Origin of the sequence: Bradyrhizobium sp. CCBAU 53415 (assembly GCF_028128735.1) — a bacterium.
Taxonomy (GTDB): domain Bacteria; phylum Pseudomonadota; class Alphaproteobacteria; order Rhizobiales; family Xanthobacteraceae; genus Bradyrhizobium.
This window is the reverse complement of sequence record NZ_LBJF01000027.1, coordinates 1,053,177-1,079,158: the sequence shown is the minus strand read 5'-3', so window position 1 is coordinate 1,079,158 and position 25,982 is coordinate 1,053,177. Positions and strand designations below refer to the sequence as shown.

Below are 25,982 nucleotides of genomic sequence, written 5' to 3'. Positions count from 1 at the left end.
CACATGTACGACGTTCGCTATTCCTATCTGCTCGAGCAATTCGCCGACCCCGCTCCGATCCTGGCCGAGATCGGCCGGCTGGTTGCGACCGGTGACTTCACCCTTGGCAAGCCCGTCGCCGAATTCGAGAAGCGCTTTGCCGAGCTGATCGGCGTGCGTCACGCCATCGGCGTCGGATCAGGCACCGACGCGCTCAAACTGCCGCTCAAGGCGCTCGGCATCGGCCATGGCGACGAGGTCATCACCGCCGCCAACACCTTCATCGCCACCGTCGGCGCGATCGCCGAAACCGGCGCGACGCCCGTGCTGGTCGATTGCGACGATTCCTTCTGCATGAACGTCGACCAGGTCGAGGCAGCGATCACCAGCAAGACCAAGGCGATCATGCCGGTTCAGCTGACCGGCGAGGTCACCGACATGGGCAAGCTGATGCCGATCGCGCAGCGCCACAACCTGCCCGTCGTCGAGGATGCCTGCCAGGGCATCCTGTCGGAATTCGCGGGAAAACGCTCCGGCACTCATGGCATCGCGGCCGGCTTCTCGCTGCATCCGCTCAAGAACCTCAACGTCTGGGGCGATGCCGGCGTCGTCGTCACCAATGACGACGGCATGAACGAGAAGCTTCGCCTGATCCGCAACCACGGCATGAAGAACCGCGACGAGATCGCGATCCTCGGCTGCAATTCGCGGCTCGATTCCCTTCAGGCAGTCGTCGGCAACTGGCTGATCGGCCAGACCAGCGAGATCACGCGGCGCCGGATCGAGAACGCGGCCTATTACGACGCGGGCCTCGCCGGCCTGCCCGGCCTGCGCATCCCGCCGCGCCGGCCCAACGTGAAGCACGTCTACCATCTCTACATGGTGTTCGCCGAGCGCCGCGACGAGCTCTACAAATACTGTCTGGACAACGGCATCGAGGCCAAGATCCACTATCCGATCCCGCTGTATCAGCAGGAAGGCCTCAAGCATCTCGGCTACGCGCCCGGCACCTTCCCGGTCACCGACCGCCACGCGAAGGAGGTCATCAGCTTCCCCGTCGACCAGCACCTGACGCGCGCGCAGCAGGACCGCGTCATCGAAACCGTCAGGAAGTTCTGCCATGGACGCTGACACCGGCCGCCGGCGCATCGGTTACGTCAATCTTCCCGCGCAATTCGAGGAAGAACGCGCCGAGATCATGCAGGCGGTCGAAGGCGTATTCCAGCGCGGCGATTTCATCGGCGGGGCGGCGGTTGCGAAGCTGGAGGAGGAATTGTCCGCCTATCTCGGCTCGGCTCATGTCGTGACGCTGAATTCCGGCACCGACGCGCTGATCCTCGCCATGCGGGCGCTCGACATCGGCCCCGGCGACGAGGTGATCACTCCGCCGAATTCGTTCGTGGCATCGACCGCCGCGATCATCGCGGTCGGCGCCACGCCCGTCTTTGCGGACGTGCTGCCGGACCAGAACATCGATCCGGCCGCGGTCGAGGCCGCCGTCACCCCACGGACCAGGGCGATCATGCCGGTGCACCTGACCGGGCGCATGGCCGACATGACCCCGCTGATGGCGATCGCGGGCAAGCACGCGCTCGCCGTGATCGAGGACAGCGCGCAAGCCGTCGGCTCGACCTATGACGGCCGGATGAGCGGCACCATCGGCACGTTCGGCTGCTTCTCCGCCCATCCCTTGAAGAATCTCAATGCCGCGGGCGATGCCGGCTTCCTCGTCACCACCGACGCCGAACTCGCCGCGAGAATCCGCCGGCTGCGCAATCACGGCCTGATCAACCGCAGCGACGTCCAGGAATGGGGCATCGTCTCGCGGCTCGACACGCTTCAGGCCGAGGTGCTGCGCATTCGCCTGCGTCACCTGCCCTCGGTGATCGAGCGCCGACGGCGCAACGCCGCGCAATACCGCGCCGAGCTCGCGGGCCTGCCGCTGTTCATTCCGCCCTGCCGCAACATCGAGTTCAACACCTTCCACACCTTCGTGGTGCAGACCGACCGTCGCAACGATTTCCAGAAATATCTTGCCGACAAGGGCATCGAGACCGCGATCCACTATCCGGTCCCGATCCACCTGCAGCCGGCGGCGGCGCATCTGGGGCATGGCCGCGGCGCGTTTCCCGTGACCGAGCGGCAGGCGGACCAGATCCTCACCCTCCCCATCAACCAGTTCCTGTCGGCCGCCGATATCAGCTATATCTGCGCGACCGCCCGGGAGTATTTTGCATGACGGACACGGACTTCCTGCACGCCGACGAGCAGGCGCTGGCGCAGCGCTTCATCGACGATGGCTTCGTCACCACGCCGGCCGACGATCGCGCCGGGCTCGATCGGATCCAGCGTCGTGCCGCGGAGCTTGCGGCGGACTATCTGAAGCTGCCGCACAGCAACGATCCCTACGCGATGCTCGACACCATCCACACGCGGGTGAGCGTGGATGATCTCAACGGCCTGCGGCTGCACGTCTTCAACGGCCTCAACGCCGAGCCGTGGTTCCGGCCGACCTATTTCCGTCTGGCGCGCTCGACCATCGAGACCATCGTCGGCAACGAGCTCTGCATGCAGCGCCGCGTCAATCTGAGCATCCAGCTTCCCGGCGACAGCTCGTCGCTGCTCGCCACCCATTCCGACGTCTGGTCGGGCGACTCGCCGTTCGAGGTCGTGGTCTGGGTACCCCTGGTCGACGTGCACCGGACCAAATCGATGTATCTGCTGCCGCCGTCCCTGAACGGCGACATGCAGGACCGGATGGCGACCTTGCGCAGCGCCGAGGAGCTGTACAAGACGATCAAGCCGCACGCGACCTTCATCGAGATCCCCTACGGCCATGTGATGCTGTTCAACCAGACCCTGATGCACGGCAATCGCGTCAACGAGGAAGCCGGCACGCGCTGGAGCATGAACTGCCGCTTCAAGAGCATCATGTCGCCCTACGCGGACAAGCGTTTCGGCGAGTTCTTCGAGCCGATCCTGCTGCGCCCGGCAACGCGGGTCGGGATGCAATACAAGCTGCCGGGAGGCTTCCATGGCTGAGCGAGCCGGCCATCGCGGCTATATCGGCGCCCGGCCGCTGAACGGCAGCCGCACCCCGCAGCATGTCCAGAACATTGTGATCCGCGACTATGCACGGCGGAAGAACCTGCACTATCTGCTGAGCGCCGCCGAGCACACCATGCCCGGCAGCTACATGGTGCTCGAGGACATCCTGGACGAGTTGCCGCAGCTGCGTGGCCTGATTCTCTACAGCATCTTCATGCTGCCGCCCGACGAGGCACGGCGGCGGCAGATCTACGATCGCGTGCTGCGCGAGGGCTGCGACCTCCACGCAGCGGTCGAGGAGATCACGCTGTCGTCGCAGAAGGACATTCAGGCCGTCGAGGACATCCTGCTCGTCAATAAGTTCGCGACCATCCTGTGACGATGCCGCGGACCGGTTGGCCCCCATGACCGAGATCAACCTGCTCCAGCCGATGCACGCATCGACCAGACGGAACTACGTCCAGCGCGTGGTCGAGCATGACAAGGCGGAATCCGCCACCGTCGCGCGGCAATGGGGACGCGACTACTGGGACGGCGACCGGCGCTACGGCTACGGCGGCTATCGCTACGACGGACGGTGGCGCCCGCTGGCCCAGACTCTGATCGATCGCTACGGCATCAAGCCCGGCATGAGCGTGCTCGACGTCGGCTGCGGCAAGGGCTACCTGCTCTACGAGTTCACCCAGCTCGTCCCCGACCTCAAGATCGCCGGCATCGACATCTCCGACTACGGCATCGCCAACGCCAAGGAGGAAGTGCGGCCGCACTTGAAGGTCGGCAATGCCGTCGAGCTCCCCTACCCCGACCACAGCTACGACCTTGTGGTCTCACTCGGCGTGCTGCACAATCTTCCGCTTGAGGAGGTGTTCCGCGCCGTATCGGAAATCGAGCGGGTCGGACGTGGCGCCTCGAAATACATCATGGTGGAATCGTTCCGGAACGAGCGCGAGAAGGCGAACCTCCTCTACTGGCAGCTCACCTGCCTGAGCTTCCACGCGCCCAAGACGTGGGCGTGGATCTACGACAAATGCGGCTACACGGGCGACCATGGTTTCATCTTCTTCGAATGACGCGGCCAGCCGGCATCGGCGAACATCGCTGCGCGCGCAGAATCCGGAAGTGTTCTATTCGGACGATGCCATCGTCACGGCGGACGACGCCACCATCGCGGAACTGAAGCGCATCGCCGCTCAAAATCCGCGCCTGCGCAGCCGGCTTTGCACGCACCCCGACCCGTCGTCCGGCCTGCATGAGATGCTGATCGTGCATCACCGCGAAGCCTATGTGCGGCCGCACAAGCATTTCGGCAAGCCGGAGTCCTTTCATCTGATCGAGGGGACTGCGCGGATCATCATCTTCGAGGACGACGGCCGAATTCGAGATGTGCTCGACATGGCGCCCTACGGCCAGGGCAAGCTGTGCTACTACCGGATGCCCGAGGAAGTATTTCACTCGATCCTGATCACGTCGGAATGGCTGGTGTTTCATGAAACCACCTCCGGCCCGTTCGATCCCTCCCGCACGGCATTCCCCGACTGGGCGCCGGACGGCAGCGACGCAGCGGCGGTCCGGGGCTACATGGCCAAGGTCGAGGCTCTTGCGGCCGCATATCAAGGCAGATCGCCCCTGGCGTAGACAGTCGCGATGAACATCCAGAACGAACGTGCGCCATCGGACGCCGTCTACCTTTGGGCGGCCGGGGCTCTCGCCCTTGTTGCAAGCGCCCCGACGCTGTTTGCGCGGCAGATATTCGGCGACGACTGGACAGTTTACTACATCTACTGGACTGAAGGCGCGGCGAGCGTCGCCCGACTGATGTGGCAGGCCGCCCACGGCGGCTATGCGATCCCGATGGAGCTTTTCGTAGCACTTGGTTCGGATACGCCGAGCCTCGTCGCACGCATCACCGGGCTGACGTGCCATTTGCTGAGCGGCCTGCTGCTCTATCGGGCCTTGGGACTATCCGCCTATACCCGTCCCGTCGCGGCGCTGACCGCCGCACTCTTCCTGCTGACTCCGTTCTACGTCATCCGGCTGACCTTCAACGCGATCTACGATTTCTTTCTGGTCTTCTATCTCCTGTCGCTCGTGCTCATGGAAGCGCGATCGCGGACGCTCCGATGGATCGCGCCGCTCTGCCTGTTCTTCTCGCTCTCGCTGGAGACCTTGATCGCACTCGAGCCGTTGCGATTGCTGATCGCCTGGCGTGCGGGCGAACGGTGGACGGCATGGTTCGCGCGACTCGTCCCATTTTGGCTGATGATCCTGGCGGTTGTCGTGCTGCGAGTGACGATCATGGGAAAAAGCGGCCACTACGCCGAGCAATATGCGCCGGTGCACGATATCAATGTCATCGCCGCCGCGTTCCTCACGCATCTGCGCGCATTTCCCCGCGCTCTGGCCTTCGCCTTCGACTACGCCGCAGCGATGTTCGGCCGCGGAATCTTTGCCGCGCTCATTCTGACGGTGATCGCCGTTGGCGCCCTCTTTGGCGAGCGCCTGTCGCGGAGCAAATGGCCTCTCACCTCTGCCAGATCCGTTCTGCTGCTCCTGCTGGGGGCCACAATTACGGTGCTTGGCGCCGTTCCCTATGCGCTGGTCGGCATCTACGGGGATGTGACGCGGGGCGAGTCGAGGCTGTTGTTTCCGTCGCAGTTCGGCGTCCTGCTGCTCTTGGCGACGGCGATTCAGCTGGTTCCGAGCGCGCGGCTCAGGGCAGCGGTCGCGGGCTCCGTCATCGCCGTGTTCGCGCTATCGATGGCCCATGATTCAAAATGGCTGCTGTATGACGGTCTCGTCACCACGGATCTGACGCGCCAGGTGCGGGCGGCGCTCCTTGCCGACCCCGAGCCGAAGGTTGTCGAGATCAAGATCATCCCGGCCAGCTGGACCCTGCTCTTCAGACAACGCTGTCTCGGTGCGGCCGATATGAACGCTGCGCAGATGATCCTGCGAGATGGGCAGCGCCAGCCGTCGTTTGCCTATACCGACAACTGCGGCGATTTCACCAATCCAGCTTTTGTGCCGGCGGGCCGCTGCCCGGTGTCTTACATCGACGACAGCCAGCACTGCCCGGCGCGACGTGAAACGTGGCAGTATCAGGCCACACCGGGCATCCCGCCGCTTGACGAAATGGGCCTGCTCGAACTGCTGGCGTCGGAGCGCAGCACCGCTTCGTCCTCAACGGGAGGCCGCGGCCAACTGACCCGGACCGCGGACGGTCGGCAGGTGCCGCTGCCGCGGAGCGAGTACCGTCCTCCCTGTGGCCGGGCTGGGGTACGGCCTCTGCTCTGGTTGCTGGCGATGCCCGCTCCGGGCTGCGACTAGCGCCTTCGCGCCAGCCGCAGCCCAAGCGGATCTCCCCGCGTTATTTCTTCAAATAGAGGTCAAGGTCTTTTCCGCTCTCCGCGAGGCGATACTGCTTGCTGAGAACATCCTTGATCTTTGCCTCGGCCCAAGCGTAACCCAACGTGGAGCGGCGATCGATGAACAGCTTGTCCGCATTGGCCAGGCTCATATCGAGGTGATGCAGGTCAAAGACCGAGATTGACGGGACGAAGTAATATTTGGGAGCCCGTTCCGCCTCCAGCAAGAACACCCAGTCGATTCGCGAGATGAGCGCAGTACGCTCATCCGGACCGACATGTTTCTTGATCAGGTCGAGATCCTGCTGGGGCGCGTAGTACTCATCGCCCTTCCATTGCGTGAGTGGAAAGGGATCCACCATATTCAGCGCGATGCTGGGGTAGCGCAGATACGACTGCATGCCGTGCGGAATCGTCGGCTGTTTCGGATCAAAGACGAAGCAGACGTAAATCGCCGTCAATGCGAATGCAGCGGAGCATGCGGCGCGTCGCCCTGCGCTTCCCCAGTGAGGAACCACATATCTCTCGATGAACTGCCGGAGCCACCAGGCCGCCACGATCAGATGGGGCAACGAATTCTGATGCCAGACCGCGAGAAGCGAACGGTTCACCCACTTGAAGGTCAGGAAACATCCGATGATCGCGAGGAAAAGGATAGCGGCGCGATCCGGTGAGGGACGCTCCGTACCCAGAATGAACGACCGGGACAAGACGGCGATCGTCGCAACCGCAAGGCCGGGAACCAGCAGGTTGCTGATCAATCCCCAGTTCAGGCCCCAATTGATGAATTCGAGCCCCCACATCGCCTTTCCATACAGGAGGATCGGTTCAAAAAGATCGGCATGAAAGGCGAAGCCGAAGGCATTCTTGCCGTAGGCTGCCGCGGAGATTCCGTAGAACGCAATCAGCGCCGATACCGTGACGATACCCGCGAGCCTGAACCGCCCGGGGGTGCGGGCAAATACGATGAAGAAGGAGATCGCCCCCGAAACGGTGATGGCGATTCCGGTCTCGAACATGATGCAGAGGGATGCCCCCATGACGACGCCGAGGAGACACGCCGACAGTGCATTGGGCTTTCTATAGAGCCGGATGAAAAGCCCGACAGCGATCATCAACAACGGAAACCGGATCGGCCAGGCCGACGGACCGAACAACGAATTGCCCTCGGTCTGGAAGTTGAGAAAGAATGCCGTGACCGTAACCGCGGCGCCCCAGAAGACCGACTGGAAGAGCCAGGAGATCAGCAGAAACGCGGAGATGTAGAACAGCGTCGTCACGGTGCAGATCGTCCAGACGTAGTTCTCCAGCGTATGCAGAAGCGACGGCGTGAGCAGATGGAAAAACAGCGGTCCCGTCAGCAGCGAGTAGTGCGACGTGTAGTCGGCGCCGAGGCTCAAGGATGGAATGAACCTATAGAGCGCCGGTCCGATCATGTAGGACACGATGTGCTGCTCCGGTCCGATGCGCGCCGCCATCGAGGTGATGGAGTGCGGGAACATCAGTACCGTCAGGATCGCGGCGAACACCACCAGGAACAGCAGACGTCGAGTCGTCCATAGCGTCCAATTCTCATCCGCAAGCAGTTGTGGCGCTCGGTACGATTGCGTCGTTGGCAGGAAGTGCGGATGCAGCACCCCTACCGCAAGGACGATCGTCGCAAGCAGCAGCGGCAGCCATGCGATATGTTGGCGAAGCGGCTGGTAGCCGAGGTGCAGGAGCGGAATGGCGATGGCGATGCAAGCCAGGCTGATGCCCAGCCGGGACTGCCGCCTGAAATAGCCGAACCAGACGGCGGCCAGGATAGGCCCGATCACGATCCACCCGGTCAGCAGGTACTTTTCGAAGAACTTGATCTTGATTCGATCCGGCTCCAGCTCGAGAGACGTCACCAGCGATTTGTCGATACCGTTGAAGTACCTGACGCCCAGCGGATCGGAGAGGGACATCGGCCACGAGAGCAGCGCAAGGAAAAATAGGGCAAAAGCCATCGCCACGACCAGATCGTTCAGTTCGTTGTCGTGCTGCTGTCCTAGCTTCATGGAAACCTCGTGGGTGACATGACCCATCTCGTGCTGTGGGGAAGTCGAGACTGCGTCTGCTTACTCAGGGCGGTGGGAAGGAGCGGGCGAAGCCCTGCGCGGCCGTTTTGACAGATGAAAGACATGGCAGGCGCTTCGCTTGTCAAACCAAATGTTCATCGCTGGTCCACGGGAAAGCAACTTGGGCCCATCTGCACGAGCGATCGCATCGCGGTGCGCCAATGCGCGACCGACAGAAATCGCTGCCTATCGGAAATCTGCTGCGGCGGCCTGACGACCGGGCTGCGGCGGCATTGCGTCCTGATATATGGATTGTCGAGGAATTACAATTGCTTGAGCGCGGCACTTGCAACGCTTTGCTCGGTCGATGCGTATCGGGGCGAAGCCGCCTTCGCAACGGCTTCTTGACGCTTGCAAGACGCCTGCCCGGCTGGTAGTTGCTGCTTTTCCGGCACCTTCAGCTGGTGTGCCTGTCCGATCGGGGCATGGGGCTTGAGATGCTTCGTTACCAGCCGCATCAACTCCATCGAAAGTCATCGTGTCTGAACCCGTGAGCAAGAACTGCCGGCTTTGCCATGCCAACGACCTGCGACCGGTCATCGATCTGGGCCTGATGCCGATCGCGCATCGTCTGCTGCACAGCAGGGATGAGCGCGAGGAACGATTTCCATTCGAGGTGCTGGCCTGCGGTGCGTGCGGCCTCCCGCAGATCGTCGAGCCGATCGATCCCGATATTCTCTATCGCCAGTTCAACTACAATTTCAGCAGTTGGAAGCCAGAGCCGCATCAGCCCGACGAGCTCGACACCATCGCGCAGTTCACGAGACATCATTCGGTTTTCGAGATCGGCTGCAACGACGGCCTGTTCATGGACAAGCTTCGCGAGCGCGGCGCGAAGGTCCTGTTTGGCGTGGAGCCCAATCCGGTCTCCGGCAAGATCGCCAGCGAGCGCGGCATCACTGTATATTCCGATATGATCAGCCCCGCCCTGTGCCGCGACGCCGTGGCAAAAGCCGGCAAGTTCGATCTCGTCATTGCGCGCCAGGTGCTTGAACACATCGTCGATTTCGAGAACTTCTTCGAATGCGTCAAGCTCGCGCTGAACGAGGATGGCCTGCTGTTCATCGACGTTCCGGACTTCGCGCCGGGATCGTCGGTCGGAGATCTCTCGGTGCTCTGGGAGGAGCATGTCAGCTACTTCACGGAGGCCACCTTGCTCGCCCTGCTGGCGCGCCACGGCTTCGAAACCGTCTCGGTGAAGAAATACAATTTTAGCGGAGGCACCCTCGCCGTTGCTGCGCGCCGGAAGCAAGGCGAGGTCGCCGCGCCGACACCGTCCCCGGGGGTTGGAGAGAAGTTCGCGCAGCTCGCCCGCGAATATGGAGCGCGCCTTCGGCCCGCCCTCGCAAAGTTTCGGGCACGCGGCGCGCAGGTCGCGATCTACGGAGCCGGCTGCCGCGCCTGCACCTTCACCAATGCCCACGAATTGGCAGACCTGATCGACCTCTCGGTCGACGACCAGACTGAGCGTCAGGGCCTCTTCCTGCCGGGAACCCGTATTCCGATCCGTTCGCCTGAGGAGTTGCGGGACCGCACTGAGCCACTCATCTGCCTGCTCGCGGTCAACCAGGAGAACGAGGCCAAGGTCAGCGCCCGCCTCCGCGAAGCGCTGAAGCGTCCGCTGAATATCGTTTCGGTCTTTGCTCCATCCGACATCTGGCGTGAGCTGGATCGGCTCGAGGCGGCAACAGCAGGCTAGGCGTAATGGCTGACGCGAAGCTGTTTCAATACTACCAGCGCCAGAGCATTCTGCCGACGTTCGGCAACTTCAAGTCCGCGGCAGAACTGAACGCTTATGCCGCCCATCGGCGCGCGCTGTTCCTGGACAAGCTGTTGTTGCCGCCCCGGTTGTTTCGCGATGCCGAGGTGCTCGAATTCGGCCCCGACTCCGGCGAGAACGCGATGGTGTTTGCCGGTTGGGGCGCGAAGATGACGTTGGCGGAGCCCAACCAGCAGGCGCACGAGAAGATTCGCTCCTACTTCGATCACTTTGGGCTGTCGGACCGGCTTCGCGAGCTCGTTCTGACTGATGTCGAGGGATTTCGCGGTCAGCGCCGCTTCGATCTCGTGGATGCGGAAGGTTTCATCTATACCGTCCAGCCGACCGAGACCTGGCTGCGCATCTTTCACGACCTGCTCAATCCCGACGGCTACGCCGTAGTCTCCTACTATGAACGCTATGGCGGATTTTTCGAGCTCGCACTCAAGGCGATCCATGCGGCCGCCAAGGCGTTGACGGGCCTCGCGCCACAGGAAAGCGCAAAGCGTCTGTTCGAGACGAAGTGGAACAGCATTCCCCATACCCGCCGCTTCGAATCCTGGTTGATGGATGTCCTCGAAAATCCGTTCGTCCGTTACCGCTATTTTCTCGACGCTGCGACGCTGCGCAGCGCCGCGAATGCGCTCGGTTTCGACGTCCACGCGGCCTGGCCCTCTTATGACGACACGCTGGCGGTCTACTGGCACAAGAAGATATTGTCTGATGATGAGAAGCTGCGCCGCGCAGAGCAGCATCTTCGTCGCAGCCGTCTCAGCTTTCTCGGCGGACAGAAGCTCTATCTGGTCGGACCAATCGAGGCTGTCGATACGATCTGTGCCACGATCGAGCGGCTGGCCGTCGAGATCGACCGATTGATTGACGACCCGCTTGGCGAAGGCCTGGCGAGAATCATATCCGATCTGGACGCGCTCCGCGGCGCTGTCAGGACCACGGACATCCTGGCTGACGACAATGCCGACGTCGCCGCGTTCCAGGCGACGCTCGACAGTTTCCTGCAGATATTCGAGGCGATCGGACGTCGGGACAGCGACGGCCTGGCCGCTCTCACCCGGTCGGACGAAGCTTTCATCAGGATGTGGGGGCAGCCGGCGCATTTCCTGGTCATACGCAAGCGCCTCGGGCCGCCACAGGATGTGTAGAAATTGACGCCGGGGATTGGCATCATCGGCACCGGCATGGTGGGCCAAATGTGCCACCTTGCCAATTTCATTTCCAATCCCGCCTGCCAGGTGGTTGCCGTCGCCGACCTGCGGCCTGATTTGGCCGCGGCCGCCGCCGCAAAGTTCGCGGTGTCGCGCGTCTATCGTACGCACCGGGAACTGCTCGACGACGATGCCGTGTCCGCCGTCGTCGTGGTGACGAGGCGACGCGCCACTGGTCCCATCGTCCTCGACGCGCTGAACAGCGGTCGCCATGTGCTCTCGGAAAAGCCGATGGCATATACGACTGCTCAAGCAGCGACCCTCGTTGAGGCCGCCCGAAAGCACGACCTGATCTACAGCGTCGGCTACATGAAGCGTCATGACGCCGGCGTTGCGCGGGCGCGGTCGCTGCTGGCGCGCCTTCGGGCGGATGGATCGCTCGGACCTATCATCGGAGCTCGCGCATGGTGTCTCGGTGGCCTCACCGGTGCCTCGGTCGACAGCTTCGTCATGACCACGGAAACCCGTCCCGAGGGGCTCGAGCTTTGGCCGGATGGGCCCGACTGGATGCCGGCGGCGATGCGGCCGCGCTATGATACGTTCTTGAACGTGTTCAGCCACATCATCAACCTCGCGCGCCATGTGCTGGGCAGTTCCCCCACATTGCACGCGATGCCGACGGCGACCGCGCCGGAGACCAGCATGGCCCTCGACTTCGCCGGCATTCCCTGCACCTTCGCGTTCGCCAACGGGGCCGCCGGTCCATGGCGGGAGGGACTGGTGGTCGAATTCGAGCGTGGCACCGTAACAATCGAATTGCCGCCGCCCTTTGCCGAAGAGGAGGCCTTGGTCACCCTCGATCAGGACGGCCAATTCTCGCAAATGGAACGCGGACGAAGCTGGGCATTTCGCCGGCAAGCCGAAGCATTCGTCTCGGACCTGATCGGACATACACCACCGGCTGCCTCCGGCGAGGACTCGTCCGTCGATATCGCGCTGGCCGAAGCGCACTGGAAACGCGGTCTGTAGCATGGATATCGTACCGGGCCCGGCGCAAGCCGTCGCGATATGCCTCAGCGTTGCGCTTCCATTGTTGTTGTTCGTCGTGGCCCGTGCCACGAACGTACGCGGCGCCGGCCGGACCTTTCGGATCGGCGTGGGCCTCGCAACAGCATCGTTTGTGCTCGCTTGCCTTTTCCTTCCCGGCGAGCGGCATTTCGATGACGTCCTCGCCGGCGCGCTCCTGCTGGCCACGGGCATCCTGCTGTCCTACGTATTCTGGAGCCTGCTCGCCTGGGGCTTTACCCTGACCTTGCTGACGTCGCTGGTTCAGGCCGGCCGTCCGATGACGTCGGACGAATGGGCTACCGCTTACATGCGGGGCGGCAATCTCGGCACGTTCGCCCGCAATCGGCTGAAACTGCTGCTCGGCTCCGGAATGGTTGCTTCAAGCGACGGCAAGCTCGTGGCGACAGTGAAGGGCACGATGGTCGCCGGCGTCGTCAGACTCATTCGTTTCGTCACGGGACTCGGACACGCGCCATGATGTCGTTTGTCTGGGGAGCCATCGGGATCATCGCGTTCATCGTCGTTGCGCCCGCCATGCAATGGATGGCGCGGCGCACGGCACGGCCGTTGTCGCCCACGATCGTCCTGGCGATCGCCGCCGTCCTCTCGCACGTCGCCAGCACAATCCTCGGCGCCATGACGGTCCCGCAATTCCAATATTGGAACGCCGCCTCGGTCTTCAGCTTCGGCGTGATGAGCTACGTCTTTGCCTTCGGCGCCGTCTACAAATCAGTTTCGCTTGAGATACTGCTCGATGTCACCGAGCGACCCGGGCGCGAATCGTCCCTCGCGGAGGTGGTGGAGCATCGGATTCCGGATGTGTTCCTCGGCAGGACCAAGATACTGGTCGAGTCCGGCCTCGCCGAGCACATCGGCCCGACCTTTGCCCCCACTGCGGCGGGCCGGAAATTGGCCGGCAGGATCACGCGGCTCCGCCGCCTTTTCGCCATTGGCGATACCGGTCTGTATGATTTTTCGGACTAGTTGCGCAGAACACACACATCGCCGGTTTCGTACCGGGCCGTGTTGTTCGCCCGGCTCAGATGACCTAGAGTTGCGCTGGAGTTCCAGGGGTACAGGGTAGCCGGCACCGGCGACATTGCGATGACACCTTCCAAGGCGGCAAAAAGGCTTACGATCGTCATCCCTGCACTGAACGAGCAGGACAAGATCGCCGACACCATTGAGGGCGTGCTGCCGCTCGCCCGCGAGCTGCTCGACGATTTCGAGATTTTCCTGATCGACGACGGCAGCACCGACGCCACCGGCGCGATCATGGACGAGTTCGCGGCCGGCGAGCCGCGCATCGTCGTGCATCACAACGCCGAACGGCGGGGCGTCGGTGCCGGCTTCGAATACGCCCTGTCGCGTGCGAAGTTCGATTCCATCACCCTCATTCCGGGCGATCACGCCTTTCAGAATGAGGGTATTGCCCGCATGTTCAAGGCGGCGGGCGCCGCCGACATCGTCATCACCTATCGCGACAACCAGTCGGACCGCTCGATCAACCGCTCCCTCCAGTCGCATTCCCTGCGGTTCATCCTGAACTGCCTGTTCGGCTTCTGGCTGTCCGACTACCACAGCATGATCGTCTATCCCGTGAGATGGCTGCGCCAGATCGCGGTCAAGGCCGACGGCTACGGCTATCAGATCTGCGCATTGATCTCGCTACTTCAGCTCGGCCTCACCCACGTCCAGGTCCCCGTGAGCCTGAATGCGGAGCTGAAGGGGTCGTCCCGCGCGCTGCGGCTGCGCACCTATTTCGAGCTTGGCGGCACCATCGTCTCGCTGCTGCGTCGCGTTCCCATCCGGAATGTCGATCTCAGTCAGATTCCCCTCGACGCGGAACGCGCCCCCGCGCGCTAGTCGACGCCGCGCGGCCTCGCTCAGCGTGGAACGTCGGGCGTCTGGGCTGGCTATCGGCGATTCGTACGTGGGACGTTCTTGTCCCTATCCCGCCAGCATCCCATCCAAGTGTCTGATTTTACTGGCAGGAGTGGCAGGGCTCGAACCTGCGACCCCCGGTTTTGGAGACCGGTGCTCTACCAATTGAGCTACACTCCTACGAACCCGCGTCACCGCGGATCAGGGCCGCTTTCAAGCACAGGGGACGGCCGGTTTGCAAGGGTGAACCGCGCCGGCTCCGCTTGTTTGTGCCGGGGTTTCTGGGCCACAGTCCGTTGGCGACAACGAAAAACAAACCGGGAGTGCCCATGACCCCTACAGCGACCGCCACAGCCGCCCCACAGGCCACGACCGCGCTCCAGACCCCGCCCGTGCCGGAAGCCCGCCCCGAGACGCTCGGGCTGTCGCGTCCCCGCCTCCAGGCCATGTCGGACGCCTTCAAGCGCGAGATCGACAAGGGAACCGTTCCCGGCGTCACCGTCCTGGTCGCCCGGCGCGGCCAGATCGGCTGGTTCGAGGCGCTCGGAAAGCAAAGTCCGGCGGGCGCCGCACCGATGGCGCGCGATTCGATCTTCCGCATCTTCTCGATGACCAAGCCGATCGTCTCGGTCGGCATCATGGCGCTGGTCGAGGATGGCCGGCTCCTGCTCAGCGACGCCGTCGCAAAATTCATCCCGGAATTTGCGAGCCAGAAGGTCGGCATCGTCAAGGACGGCAAGCTGGAGCTGGTGCCGCCGGCGCGACCGATGACCGTGCAGGACCTGCTTCGCCACACCTCGGGTCTGACCTACGAGCACCAGGGCGACGGCCCCGTGCACAAGCTCTACCAGGAGTCCCGCGTCCGCAGCCGCAAGATCAGCAATGCCGAGCACGCCGCACTGGTGGCGAGCTTCCCGCTGGTCTGCCAGCCCGGTGCGGAGTTCAACTACAGCCGCTCCACGGACATTCTGGGCCGCATCATCGAGGTGGTCAGCGGCAAGACGCTCGGCACCTTCCTCACCGAGCGCGTGCTCGCGCCGCTGCAGATGGCCGAGACCGGCTTCTCGACATCCGAGGCCAATGCGGGCAGGCTCGCCGAGCCGTTCGCGGCCGATCCCTGGACCGGCGACAAGGTCGCACTGTTCAACATGCTCGAGCAGCCACTGATGGAGTCGGGCGGCGGCGGCCTGGTCTCCACCACGATGGACTATGCCCGCTTCTGCCTGATGCTGCGCAATGGCGGCACGCTCGACGGCAACAGGATCATCGGCCGCAAGACGCTGGAGCTGATGGCGTCCGATCACCTCGGGCCAGGCGTTGCGATCAACGGCACCCTGCTCTCGCCCGGCCACGGCTTTGGCCTCGGCTTCGCCGTGCGCAAGGAGGCCGGCATCGCGCCCTTCCCCGGCAGCGTCGGCCAATATTTCTGGAGCGGCATTGCCGGCACGTTCTTCTGGATCGACCCGAAGGAGGATCTGTTCGCGGTGTTCATGAGCCAGGGCCCCGGACAGCGCGACTACACGCGGACCCTGGTGCGGGATCTGGTTTACGCGGCGGTGGAGTGACCCGAAGGGTCATTGCGGGGCGGTCCGCAGGACCGAACCCGGAATCTCGAGATCCCGGGTTCGCGCTAAGCGCGCCCCGGGATGACGCTCTATCGCGTCAACTGATCGTCGCGCCGCCGTCGATCACCATGGTCTGGCCGGTCATGAAGTCGCCGGCCTTCGAACCCAGGAACACCGCGGCGCCTGCGATCTCGTCGGGAATGCCGATGCGCAAGAGCGGCGAGCGCGAGGTCGAGGCCTTCAAATTCTCCGGATTGTCCCACAACGCCTTGGCGAAATCGGTCTTGATCAGGCCGGGCGCGATGCAGTTCACGCGGATGTTGTGCTTGCCGTATTCGCAAGCGAGGTTCCGCGCGAGCTGCATGTCGGCGGCCTTGGAGATCGCGTAGGCGCCGAGGATGGTCGAGCCCTTGAGGCCGCCGATCGAGGACACGATGATGATCGAGCCGTCCTTGCGCTCGATCATCTGCGGCACCACCATCGAGATCAGCCAGTTGTTGGCGACGATGTTGTTGTCGAGAATCTTCCTGAACTGATCATCGGAGATGCCGGCGAGCGGTCCGTAATACGGGTTCGAGGCGGCGTTGCACACCAGCACATCGATCCGGCCGAAGGCACGGTTGCTCTCGTCGACGAGGTTCTGCAGGTTCTCTTTTGACGAGATGTTGGCGGCGATCGCGACCGCGGTGCCCTTGCCGAACTTGTCGTTGATGCCTTTCGCGACCTGCTCGCAGACGTCGGCCTTGCGCGAGGAGATCACCACCTTGGCGCCGTGCTCGGCCATGCGCTCGGCGATCGCAAGCCCGATGCCGCGCGTCGATCCCGTGATGACGGCGACTTTCCCCTTCATGTCGAACAAGGTCATGTGTCTCTCCCAGATTGATCTTGGTTTCTATGTCATTCCGGGGCGATGCAGAGCATCGAACCCGGAATCTCGAGATTCTCAGGTGCGCAATTGCGCACCATAGTCTGGTCCTTCGGACCATCCCGGAATGACGACCAACTCAGGCCAGCTTCTTGACTTCCGGTCCCGCCGGCTGGTGCATCGCCGCGTGCGCAGCATCCGCGATCCAAGGCTGCTGGTTCACCATCGGCAGCCGCCAGACGGTGCGCTCGGGGCTCGCAAAATGGTCCAACCGCGTCACCGACACGTTGTCGATATCGAACGCCAGCCCCCGCTCCGGCTGGCCGTCGAGCGCGAGGCCCAGCGCCGCCTTGATGGTGCCGCCATGCGCGACCGCGATGATGTCCTGGCCTGCCGCCTCTTTGTTGATCCGCTCGATGGTGCGGCGCGTGCGGTTGTAGAGGTCCATGAAGCTTTCGCCGCCGGGCGCGGGCTCGTTGATGTCGGCGAACCAGCTGGCGCCGACGGGGCGGCTGGCGATGAACCGGGCGCGGTTCATGCCCTGCCAGCGGCCAAGGTTTTGCTCGGCGAGATCCGCTTCCCACTTCATCGATGCAGGCCTTGGGAAGCCCGCGGCCCAGATCGCCTCGGCGGTCTGGTGGGTGCGCATCAGATTGCTCGAATACCAGACCGCCGTGCGTGGCAGCACCTTGGCAACAGCATTGAACACGTAGGTATCGCTGGTGTCGCAGGCGATATCGCTTTGCCCGTAGATGTTGCCGCCGTCGTTGCGCACCGGCGCGTGACGGACCCACCACCACCGTGTCGTGACCACATTGGGCTTGTCTGCACCTGTCATCGAAACCCTTCCATCCCGTCTGATGTCGCTGTACGTGAGTAGCGAACGTGTCTCAAGACACTTTACCGTTTGAAATCTTGTTTGAAATTCCGTCGCGCGGCAAGCGCCGTGCGCAAGCAAAAGGGAGAAACGCATGGGCCGCCTGCAAGGCAAATCCGTCATCATCACCGGCGCGGGCAGCGGCATCGGTCGCGCGGCTGCACTGCTGTTCACCAGGGAAGGCGCAAAGCTGATCGCGGTCGATCGCACCGAGGCCGTGAAGGAGACGGTCGGCGAGATCAAGAAAGCCGGCGGTGTCGCCGAAGCCATGATCGCGGATGCCGGCTCCGAAACGGACGTCATCGCCGTCATCGACAAGGCGGTGAAGACGCATGGCCGGCTCGACGTGATCTGGGCCAATGCCGGCATCTCCGGCGGACTCGTTCCGATCCCCGAGCAGACGGTGGAGCACTGGCAAGAGATCTTGCGCATCAACCTGATCGGACCGTTTCTCGCGGTGAAACACGCGATGCCGCACATGGTCAAGCAGCAGTCCGGCGCGATCGTGCTGACCGCCTCCGTCGCGGGCCTCAAAGCCGGCGCCAGCGGACATCCCTATGCGGCGAGCAAGGCCGGTGTGATCAGCCTGGTGCAGACCACCGCCTATTCGCTCACCGGCACCGGCGTGCGCATCAACGCGGTCTGCCCCGGCCTGATCGAGACAGGCATGACCAAGCCGATTTTCGACCGCGCCAAGGAGCGTGGCACCCAGGACAAGATCGGCCAGCTCAACCCGCTCAAGCGCCCCGGCCAGCCGCACGAACTCGCCGCGATGGGCTTGTTCCTGGCGAGCGACGAAGCGTCGTACGTCAACGGCCAGGCCTTCCCGGTGGACGGCGGCTTGACGGCGTCGATGCCATATACGGGGAAACCGGTTTAGCACGGGTGATCTGGTGTCCCGGACGCGCTGCAGCGTTCTTACGCTGCTGCGCAGAGCCGGACCAGCGGGCCGCACAGCTCGCTGAAGCATGGGCCCCGGCTCTGCAGCGCATCGCCGAGAGGCGCTGCGCTGCGTCCGGGGCGCGAGAGCCGGAGTTTGGCTCGCAATTGCTTCAATACCGTCATTGCGAGTGGTGAATGCCTCGCGCATTCAATTTGCACCTTCACCGCAGACACACTTTCACGTCCTCGCGGCTTGTTTCGCCCGAGCTTTGCTTCCGTCGCCTCACCCTCACATGAAAGAGGGCGCAGGGAAGACCGGATGCCGGCCGGGCACCCACGGTCCACTGTGCGAAAGGTGGCAACAAGAATCTGCACAGCGGCATACAGGTGTAGCCAAGCAATCGGCCTTCCCTGCGCAGTGGTTTTACGGCTTATGTCGTGCTCTCCCCGGGGAGCGATGCACTATTGCCCCCGTCGCCTCGCGGATCACTGATGCGCTCGCCCGGTCGGGCAACACACATCTCCGCAAGACTTGACGCACAGACCCCGGGCGTCAGGACCACACGATTTTGCCGTACGCACGTCACACCGGTCGTACGCGCGACACTCTCGCTCACGGTTGCCCGCCCTGCGATGCCCTTCGCGCCGGTGTGACCCACGTCCACCGCCGTCCGGCCCGCGTGTCGTGACGATCGCGATACGCCCCTCTTCCTTGGGCCGGGTTGTCGCGACATATACGACAATTCCGAAATTCGGCAAAGTGAAATATTTTCGCTACCGCGCGTTGACCTATGGCTCAGGTGTTTTGCCCGTCGGGCAACCCAAGGTCTGGTAGACCGCATGAGCGAAGCGACATCCGGGATTCCCGGCGCGAGTTGTCCTGGGTGTCGCTTCGCTCACCCAGGCTACGGAGAGCGTCGTGTTGATTTGCCCATCCCGCCACCACGTTGGTATGGTTCATGCAGTCGCTTCATGCAATCGCCTTCAGCTTCCATCCCTCTGACAAGACCGAGACATGCCAGGCTCAAGACCCGACCGTATCCGCCAGATCCTCGCCGACCTCGTCGGCTTCGACACCGTCAGCGACCGCACCAACCTGCCCTTGATTGCCCATATCGAGAGCTATCTCGCCGCGCTCGGCGTCAAGGGCGAGCGCATCGTCGATGAGACCGGCGAGAAGGCCTCGCTGTGGGTCACGATCGGCCCCGAAGACCGTCCCGGCCTCGTTCTGTCCGGCCACACCGACGTCGTGCCGGTCGCGGGCCAGGACTGGAGCCATGATCCGTTCAAGCTCGTCGAGCGCGACGGCAGGCTCTATGGCCGCGGCACCACCGACATGAAGGGATTTGTCGCGGTGTGCCTCGCCATGGTGCCGGAGATGCTGGAGGCCGGGCTCAAGACGCCAATTCATCTGGCGATCTCCTATGACGAGGAGATCGGCTGCGTGGGCGTGCGGCCGATGCTGCGCGAGGTCGCGAAAAAGAAGACGATCAGGCCGCTCGGTGCCTTCATCGGCGAGCCGACCCAGATGCAGGTCGTCATCGGCCACAAGGGCAAGCACGGCGTGCGCGCGACCTTTCGCGGGCTCGCCCGCCACTCCTCGATCGCGCCCGACGGCGTCAACGCGATCGAATACGCGGCCGAGTTGATCGTCGAGATCCGCCGCCGCGCCGTCGCGCTCGCGGCCGTGCGCGCGACGGACAGCCTCTACGACGTCCCGCATTCGACGCTGCTCACCAGCATCGTGCACGGCGGCGCCGCGCTGAACATCGTGCCGGATACCTGTACGGTGGATTTCGAATGCCGCGGCATCGGCATCACCGAGTCCAGAGAGGTGACGGATGCGATCGTCGCCTGGGCCAAGGCCGAGATCGAGCCGGCGATGAAGGCGAGACATCCGGACTGCGGCATCGATTTCGAGGAGATCCTCGACTATCCCGCGCTCGACACGGCCGCCGATGCCGCAATTGTCACCCTCGCCAAGAGCCTTGCGGGCCGCAACGACCACGCCAAGGTCGCTTTCGGCACCGAAGCCAGTTTGTTTGCCAGCATCGCCGACATCCCCTCGGTGGTGATCGGCCCGGGCGCGATCGCGCAGGCGCATACGCCGGACGAGTTCGTGGAGATGGCCGAGCTGGAGAAATGCGCGAGCTTCGTGGAGCGGCTGATCGCGCATTGCGCGAAGGGGTGATCGTCACTCGCCGTTGTTGGGTCCCGGCTCTGCGCAGCAGCGTTGCACGCTGCAGCGCGTCCGGGACACGAGAGCGGCGCTCTGAAAACGCAAAAAGCGCGACCATCGGCCGCGCCTTTTTCGTCCTACACCGCGCCCGCCTTCTGCGCGTATTCCCACGAGGCCTTTGACAGCGGCACGGTGCGCTTGGCTGACTCAAGCGCCTTGGCGTTGGCGGCGGTGCCGTCGCGGATGCGGCCGGCGATGCCTTGGGTGATGCCCGCGAGGCGGAAGAGATTGTAGGAGAAGTACCAGTTGAGATCGGGCACGCTCATCCCGGTCGCGTTGCAATAGATCTGCGCCGCTTCTTCCAGGCTCGGGATGTTCAGCGCCTTGAGGTCGACGCCTTGCAGGCCCGGCATGATCCACTGCATGAGGAGATAGGTGAAGTCGGCCATGGGATCGCCGAGCGTCGACAGCTCCCAGTCCAGCACGGCCTGCACGCGCGGTTCCGTTGCGTGGAAAATCATGTTGTCGAGGCGATAGTCGCCATGCACGATCGAGACGCGCGCCTGCTCCGGCACGGTCTTGGGCAGCCATTCGGCGACCTTCTCGAATTCGGGAATGTGCTGCGTCTCGGACGCGCGATACTGCTTGGTCCAGCGGTCGATCTGGCGTGCAAAGTAGTTACCGGGCTTCCCGAAATCGCCGAGGCCGATCGCCGTGGGATCGTACATGTGGAGCTTGGCGAGCGTCTCGATCTTGCTGGTGAAGATCTTGCGCCGCGCGTCGGCGTCCTGGCTCGGCAGCGTCGGATCCCAGAACACCCGGCCCTCCTCCATCGACATGATGTAGAAGGCGGCGCCGATGACGCCGTCGTCCTGGCACAGCGCATAGGCGCGCGCGACCGGAAAACCCTGCTTTCCAAGCGCCGCGATCACCCGATATTCGCGATCGACCGCATGCGCCGACGGCAGCAACTTGCCGAACGGCTTGCGGCGCATCACGTAGGAGCGGTTCGGCGTGTTGAGACGGTAGGTCGGGTTGGACTGGCCGCCCTTGAACTGGAGGACGACCAGCGGCCCCTCGAAGCCCTCGACGTGCTCGCGCATCCAGCCTTCCAGGCGCAGCTCGTCGAAACGATGCCGCTCCTCGACCGGCTTGGTGCCCGAGAACTCTTCGTCTTTCCTGACGCCGTCAGCCACGATGACGCTCCCTCTTCAGTCCTGACCTTTTCAGGTCGAGCATGATCCTAATCGGTAACCGCTGACGCACTTGCGTCAAGCGGTCACCGCATCATGCCCTGTCGTTTCTTCAGATCGGGAGCGCCTCCCGGCTCTCCCTCTCAATGATTGGGAGAATTTGCATACTTCCGAACCTCAAGTCTGGCAATGGCGCGATTGTGCACCTCGTCCGGACCGTCGGCGAGACGGAGCGTGCGGATATGGGCGTAGTCCTTGGCGAGGCCCGCCTCATCCGAGACGCCGGCACCGCCGAAGGCCTGGATCGCCTCGTCGATGATCTTCAGCGCCATGTTGGGGGCTGCGACCTTGATCATGGCGATCTCGGCCTGCGCGGTCTTGTTGCCGACCTTGTCCATCATGTCGGCCGCCTTGAGGCACAGAAGACGCGTCATCTCGATGTTGGTGCGGGCTTCGCCGATGCGCTGCTCCCACACCGAATGCTCGACGATCTTCTTGCCGAAGGCGGTGCGCGAGGTGAGACGCTTCACCATCTTCTCCAGCGCCTCCTCGGCCTTGCCGATGGTGCGCATGCAGTGATGGATGCGGCCAGGTCCGAGGCGGCCCTGCGCGATCTCGAAGCCGCGGCCTTCGCCGAGCAGGATGTTCTCCTTCGGCACCCGCACGTTCTCGAGCAGCACCTGGGCATGGCCGTGCGGCGCGTCGTCGAAGCCGAACACCGGCAGCATCTTCTCGACCTTGATGCCGGGAGTGTCGAGCGGAACCAGGATCTGCGACTGCTGCTGGTGCTTGGCCGCCTTGAAATCGGTCTTGCCCATCAGGATCGCGATCTTGCAGCGGGGATCGCCGACGCCGGACGACCACCATTTGCGGCCGTTGATGACGTAATGGTCGCCGTCACGCTCGATGCGGGTTTCGATGTTGGTGGCGTCGGACGAGGCGACCGCCGGTTCCGTCATCAGGAAGGCGGAACGGATCTCGCCGTCCATCAGCGGACGCAGCCATTTGCGCTTCTGCTCCTTGGTGCCGTAGCGGATGAACACTTCCATGTTGCCGGTGTCAGGCGCGGAACAGTTGAACACTTCCGAGGCCCAGGTGATGCGGCCCATCTCTTCCGACAGCAGCGCATATTCGAGATTGGTCAATCCCGCGCCGCGAAATTCGTCGTCTTCATGCTCGGACGGCGGCATGAACATGTTCCAGAGACCTTCGGCCTTCGCCTTCTTCTTGAGATCTTCCAGGATCGGGATGACCTTCCAGCGGTCGCCGCTCTTGTCCTGCTGGTCGTAGACCGGCACCGCCGGGCGGACGTGCTTGGCCATGAAGGACCGCACGCGGTCGAGCCATTCCTTCTGCTTGGGGGACAGATCGAAATCCATGGGACGCTCCTCGCTTCTTTCAACAAACGCTTTTGCGCCGGATTGTCCTCCCGCTGCGCGCAGCCCGCAATCGCGACTGCGCCGCTTGCGAGCCTCAGCGGAACCCATCGCAGTTGCGAACGAGTCCCGATTGCGGATTGACTTTCTCCGACCTTCAAACGATAGTTTCATACAACTGTTTGAATTGCAACTCCCCTCCCCGAGGGCACCCATGGCCAGCGATCATACGAGGTCTGCCATTCTCGCTGCCGCCGAACGGCTCTACGCCGATCGCGGCTTCGGCGACGTGACGCTGCGCGACATCGTCGCGGAGGCGGGCGTCAACCTGGCGGCGGTGAACTATCATTTCGGCTCGAAGGACGAACTGATCGCGGAGCTGTTCGTGACACGTTCGATCGCCACCAACCGCGAGCGCCTGCGCGAATTGAAGGCGGCGGAAGAGCAAGGCGGCGGCCGGGCGCCGATCGAGGTGATCTTGCGCGCCCTGGTCGGTCCGACCTTGCGCGGCTGCCTCGGCCCGGAGAACCAGCGCTCCACCGCGGCGCGCTTCATGATCCGCGCTTCGATCGAATCCGTGCCGCCGATCCGCCGCATCAAGAACCGCGAAATCGATCATTTGCGCAAATTCGCCGGCGCGATGCGCCGCGCCCTGCCCGATCGCAGCGAGGTCGATATCTACTGGGGCCTCAACTTCGCGCTCGCGATGGCGCACCACACCATCCGCGAGAGCGAGCGGCTGACGAAGCTGTCGGAAGGCAAATGCGATCTCGACGACGTCGAGGACGTGGTCGCGCGCGTGGTCAGCGTGGCAACGATGGCGCTGACGGCGGGAAAGGCGGAGACGAAGACGCCGGCCCGCGCGTTGGCGCGGGACGCGCGCTGATCAATTAGCTCGGTCGAAAGCCGATGCGAGGTCGCTCCCGCGTGCGGGAAGACCTCGGAATTCCGCGCGTGGCGCGGCGGCGGGCTATGCCCGCGGCGGCATCTCCTCGGCCTCTTCCTTGGCGAGCAGCAGCAGCATCTCGATGCCCATCTCGCCTTCTTGGGGCGATCGGATGAACTTTATTTCCTCGGCGCTCTGCCGCAGCGCGGCAATGATGGCGACGGCCTGATTGGCCGTGGCCGCCTCGGTCGCCAGAATGGCCTTCTGGTCCTTGGCCTGGAACCCGATCGTGTAGGACATTCGCTTCCCTCCCGCACTCAAGTGGGGAGATCGAAGCAGAGTCGCGCGCGGAACGGAAGCCTGTGCGACTACGGACCGGGGTTGTCTGGGAATTGCGCGCAAGCCTCAGGCAAGGCCCAGTATTGCGCGCATTCCCGGCTGTCGCAACGGCGCGCGCCGCGGCCCGCGCTCATCCGGCTAGATGATCCCCTGTCGCTTCAGCGCCTCGATCTTCTCCGCATCATAGCCGAGCTTGCCGCCGAGCACCTCCCGGGTGTGCTCCCCCAGCAACGGCGGAGCGCGGTAGGTCTGGATCGGCGTCTCCGAGAGGGTCAGCGCGTTGCGGACCAGCGAGAGATCGGGCTCAAAGGGATGGTTGACCTTCACCCGCATGCCGCGCGACTGGACGTGCGGGTCGGAAAACACCTGCTCGAAATTGTTGATCGGGCCTGACGGCACCCCGGCCTCCTCCAGCTTCTCCAGCCAGTAGGCCACCGGCTTCCTGAGGAACAGGCCGGCGAAGATCGCCATGATCTCCTTGCCGTGCACGACGCGGTCGTTGTTCTTGACGAAGCGCGGATCGTTCGCGAGCTCGGGCTCGCCGAGCACCGCGCAGGTGCGCTGGAACTGGCCGTCATTGCCGACCACCAGCATCAACTCGCCGTCGGCGCAGCGGAACACGCCGGCGGGCATGCCGCCATTGCCCCAGGTGCCGCGGCGCGGCGGCGTCTTGCCGTTGACGAGGTAGATCTGCAGCCAGTGCGACAGCGATGCGATGACGGTGTCGAACAGGCAGACGTCGATGTGCTGTCCCTGCCCGTCATTGGCATCGCGATGGTAGAGCGCCGAGAGAATCCCGATCGACGCGTTCATGCCGGTCATGTAGTCGACGATCGACGGGCCGACCTTCATCGGGCCCTCGCCAGGCTCTCCGTCGATATGCCCGGTGACGCTCATCAACCCGCCCATCGCCTGCAGGATGGCATCATAGCCGGCACGCGGCGCGTAGGGACCGGTCTGGCCGAAGCCGGTCACCGAGCAATAGATGATGCCGGGATTGATCGCCTTGATGGTCTCGTAGTCGAGGCCATAGCGCTTGAGATCGCCGACCTTGTAGTTCTCCATGAAGACATCGGCATCCTTGGCGAGCTCCCGGATGATCGCCTGGCCCTCGGGCTTGGCGATGTTGACGGTGACCGACTTCTTGTTGCGGTTGGCGCAGAGGTAGAACGAATTGTTGTTGTTGGCCTTGCCCTCGGGATCGGCCAGGTAAGGCGGTCCGAAGGCGCGCGCGTCGTCGCCGGTGCCCGGCCGCTCGATCTTGATCACCTCCGCGCCGAGATCGCCCAGCATCTGGGCCGACAGGGGCCCGGCCAGCACGCGGGTGAGGTCAAGGATCTTGATGCCTGAGAGCGGCAAGGCCGACATGTCGATTTCCTCCGGGGAACTGATCTTGGCGCGGCGGCTCCAGGCCATGCCGCGCTCCCTGCGGATACACTATTTTGGGCTCCT

25 protein-coding genes and 1 tRNA gene are annotated in these 25,982 nt (G+C 63.6%); 17 read left to right on the top strand and 9 right to left on the bottom strand.

All coding sequences use genetic code 11. The annotated features are described in order from the left end of the window. The first annotated feature begins 3 nt into the window (after positions 1 to 3). Genes XH87_RS33100 through XH87_RS33070 form a run of 7 tightly spaced genes read left to right on the top strand, consistent with a single transcriptional unit; the run spans position 4 to position 6,354 of the window. The gene (locus XH87_RS33100) at positions 4 to 1,110 is read left to right on the top strand and encodes a DegT/DnrJ/EryC1/StrS family aminotransferase (RefSeq protein WP_271590464.1); all 1,107 of its coding nucleotides are present in this window, start codon (positions 4 to 6) and stop codon (positions 1,108 to 1,110) included. Continuing rightward, positions 1,100 to 2,218 carry a DegT/DnrJ/EryC1/StrS family aminotransferase gene (locus XH87_RS33095; protein ID WP_271590463.1) on the top strand — a complete coding sequence of 373 codons (1,119 nt, stop codon included), beginning with the start codon at positions 1,100 to 1,102 and terminating at the stop codon, positions 2,216 to 2,218. The genes XH87_RS33100 and XH87_RS33095 overlap by 11 nt, the downstream gene beginning before the upstream one ends. Next, on the top strand, positions 2,215 to 3,021 hold the full coding sequence (locus tag XH87_RS33090) for a sporadic carbohydrate cluster 2OG-Fe(II) oxygenase (RefSeq protein WP_158668583.1): 807 nt from the start codon (positions 2,215 to 2,217) through the stop codon (positions 3,019 to 3,021). The genes XH87_RS33095 and XH87_RS33090 overlap by 4 nt, the downstream gene beginning before the upstream one ends. Continuing rightward, positions 3,014 to 3,406, top strand: a complete 393-nt coding sequence (locus XH87_RS33085; protein WP_100234768.1) for an LIC12192 family sporadic carbohydrate cluster protein — start codon at positions 3,014 to 3,016, stop codon at positions 3,404 to 3,406. Before XH87_RS33090 ends, XH87_RS33085 begins: the two co-directional genes overlap by 8 nt. Before the next feature lie 25 nt (positions 3,407 to 3,431). Continuing rightward, positions 3,432 to 4,097 (top strand): class I SAM-dependent methyltransferase, encoded by a 666-nt coding sequence (locus XH87_RS33080; protein WP_035709510.1) that lies wholly within the window; start codon positions 3,432 to 3,434, stop codon positions 4,095 to 4,097. Beyond that, positions 4,075 to 4,662: a WbuC family cupin fold metalloprotein gene (locus XH87_RS33075; RefSeq protein WP_050991055.1), complete on the top strand. Its 588-nt coding sequence runs from the start codon at positions 4,075 to 4,077 to the stop codon at positions 4,660 to 4,662. Before XH87_RS33080 ends, XH87_RS33075 begins: the two co-directional genes overlap by 23 nt. A 9-nt stretch (positions 4,663 to 4,671) precedes the next feature. Continuing rightward, positions 4,672 to 6,354 (top strand): hypothetical protein, encoded by a 1,683-nt coding sequence (locus XH87_RS33070; protein ID WP_271590462.1) that lies wholly within the window; start codon positions 4,672 to 4,674, stop codon positions 6,352 to 6,354. Between the two features lie 40 nt (positions 6,355 to 6,394). Here XH87_RS33070 and XH87_RS33065 read toward each other — a convergent pair whose 3' ends face one another. Together XH87_RS33065 and XH87_RS33060 are read right to left on the bottom strand one after the other, a co-directional pair. Then, complete coding sequence (locus XH87_RS33065; protein ID WP_271590461.1) at positions 6,395 to 8,461, bottom strand: hypothetical protein; 2,067 nt, start codon at positions 8,459 to 8,461, stop codon at positions 6,395 to 6,397. A 296-nt stretch (positions 8,462 to 8,757) separates the two neighbouring features. Next, a complete protein-coding gene (locus XH87_RS33060; protein ID WP_271590460.1) occupies positions 8,758 to 8,961 on the bottom strand; it encodes a hypothetical protein in 204 nt (67 codons plus the stop codon). A gap of 11 nt (positions 8,962 to 8,972) precedes the next feature. Between XH87_RS33060 and XH87_RS33055 the strand changes: the two genes are divergently transcribed. The 6 genes from XH87_RS33055 (at position 8,973) to XH87_RS33030 (ending at position 14,350) form a co-directional block, all read left to right on the top strand. Continuing rightward, entirely contained in the window at positions 8,973 to 10,193 is a 1,221-nt protein-coding gene (locus tag XH87_RS33055; RefSeq protein WP_245333460.1) for a class I SAM-dependent methyltransferase, read from the top strand. A gap of 5 nt (positions 10,194 to 10,198) precedes the next feature. Next, entirely contained in the window at positions 10,199 to 11,413 is a 1,215-nt protein-coding gene (locus XH87_RS33050; protein WP_271590459.1) for a class I SAM-dependent methyltransferase, read from the top strand. Between the two features lie 3 nt (positions 11,414 to 11,416). Then, positions 11,417 to 12,445 carry a Gfo/Idh/MocA family protein gene (locus XH87_RS33045; RefSeq protein WP_271590458.1) on the top strand — a complete coding sequence of 343 codons (1,029 nt, stop codon included), beginning with the start codon at positions 11,417 to 11,419 and terminating at the stop codon, positions 12,443 to 12,445. Position 12,446: 1 nt separating this feature from the next. Continuing rightward, positions 12,447 to 12,962 carry a hypothetical protein gene (locus tag XH87_RS33040; protein WP_271590457.1) on the top strand — a complete coding sequence of 172 codons (516 nt, stop codon included), beginning with the start codon at positions 12,447 to 12,449 and terminating at the stop codon, positions 12,960 to 12,962. Continuing rightward, positions 12,959 to 13,468, top strand: coding sequence for a hypothetical protein (locus XH87_RS33035; RefSeq protein WP_244429621.1), 510 nt, complete (start codon positions 12,959 to 12,961; stop codon positions 13,466 to 13,468). Before XH87_RS33040 ends, XH87_RS33035 begins: the two co-directional genes overlap by 4 nt. A gap of 120 nt (positions 13,469 to 13,588) precedes the next feature. Beyond that, on the top strand, positions 13,589 to 14,350 hold the full coding sequence (locus XH87_RS33030; RefSeq protein WP_271590456.1) for a glycosyltransferase family 2 protein: 762 nt from the start codon (positions 13,589 to 13,591) through the stop codon (positions 14,348 to 14,350). Between the two features lie 122 nt (positions 14,351 to 14,472). Here the strand turns inward: XH87_RS33030 and XH87_RS33025 are convergent. Continuing rightward, positions 14,473 to 14,548 (bottom strand) — tRNA-Trp (locus XH87_RS33025). 149 nt (positions 14,549 to 14,697) lie between these two features. On the opposite strand from XH87_RS33025, the gene XH87_RS33020 reads away from it, so the two are divergent. Then, entirely contained in the window at positions 14,698 to 15,933 is a 1,236-nt protein-coding gene (locus XH87_RS33020; RefSeq protein ID WP_271590455.1) for a serine hydrolase domain-containing protein, read from the top strand. 97 nt (positions 15,934 to 16,030) lie between these two features. Here XH87_RS33020 and XH87_RS33015 read toward each other — a convergent pair whose 3' ends face one another. Both XH87_RS33015 and XH87_RS33010 read right to left on the bottom strand, forming a co-directional pair. Beyond that, a complete protein-coding gene (locus tag XH87_RS33015; RefSeq protein WP_035709493.1) occupies positions 16,031 to 16,798 on the bottom strand; it encodes an SDR family NAD(P)-dependent oxidoreductase in 768 nt (255 codons plus the stop codon). A 139-nt stretch (positions 16,799 to 16,937) separates the two neighbouring features. Beyond that, positions 16,938 to 17,636: a histidine phosphatase family protein gene (locus XH87_RS33010; protein ID WP_271590927.1), complete on the bottom strand. Its 699-nt coding sequence runs from the start codon at positions 17,634 to 17,636 to the stop codon at positions 16,938 to 16,940. A 133-nt stretch (positions 17,637 to 17,769) separates the two neighbouring features. Here XH87_RS33010 and XH87_RS33005 point away from each other — a divergent pair, with 133 nt between their 5' ends. Then, on the top strand, positions 17,770 to 18,555 hold the full coding sequence (locus XH87_RS33005) for an SDR family NAD(P)-dependent oxidoreductase (protein WP_271590454.1): 786 nt from the start codon (positions 17,770 to 17,772) through the stop codon (positions 18,553 to 18,555). Between the two features lie 1,017 nt (positions 18,556 to 19,572). Beyond that, on the top strand, positions 19,573 to 20,748 hold the full coding sequence (gene argE, locus XH87_RS33000) for an acetylornithine deacetylase (protein ID WP_271590453.1): 1,176 nt from the start codon (positions 19,573 to 19,575) through the stop codon (positions 20,746 to 20,748). A gap of 125 nt (positions 20,749 to 20,873) precedes the next feature. On the opposite strand, the gene XH87_RS32995 is transcribed toward argE, so the two are convergent. Continuing rightward, complete coding sequence (locus XH87_RS32995) at positions 20,874 to 21,932, bottom strand: phosphotransferase family protein (protein WP_158672099.1); 1,059 nt, start codon at positions 21,930 to 21,932, stop codon at positions 20,874 to 20,876. Between the two features lie 140 nt (positions 21,933 to 22,072). Beyond that, positions 22,073 to 23,308 (bottom strand): acyl-CoA dehydrogenase family protein, encoded by a 1,236-nt coding sequence (locus XH87_RS32990; protein ID WP_271590452.1) that lies wholly within the window; start codon positions 23,306 to 23,308, stop codon positions 22,073 to 22,075. A gap of 211 nt (positions 23,309 to 23,519) precedes the next feature. Between XH87_RS32990 and XH87_RS32985 the strand changes: the two genes are divergently transcribed. Beyond that, on the top strand, positions 23,520 to 24,191 hold the full coding sequence (locus tag XH87_RS32985; protein ID WP_158669287.1) for a TetR/AcrR family transcriptional regulator: 672 nt from the start codon (positions 23,520 to 23,522) through the stop codon (positions 24,189 to 24,191). A gap of 84 nt (positions 24,192 to 24,275) precedes the next feature. Here XH87_RS32985 and XH87_RS32980 read toward each other — a convergent pair whose 3' ends face one another. Both XH87_RS32980 and XH87_RS32975 read right to left on the bottom strand, forming a co-directional pair. Beyond that, positions 24,276 to 24,491 carry a hypothetical protein gene (locus tag XH87_RS32980; RefSeq protein ID WP_035699089.1) on the bottom strand — a complete coding sequence of 72 codons (216 nt, stop codon included), beginning with the start codon at positions 24,489 to 24,491 and terminating at the stop codon, positions 24,276 to 24,278. A 177-nt stretch (positions 24,492 to 24,668) separates the two neighbouring features. Then, positions 24,669 to 25,898: a CaiB/BaiF CoA transferase family protein gene (locus XH87_RS32975; protein WP_271590926.1), complete on the bottom strand. Its 1,230-nt coding sequence runs from the start codon at positions 25,896 to 25,898 to the stop codon at positions 24,669 to 24,671. Positions 25,899 to 25,982 lie beyond the last annotated feature (84 nt).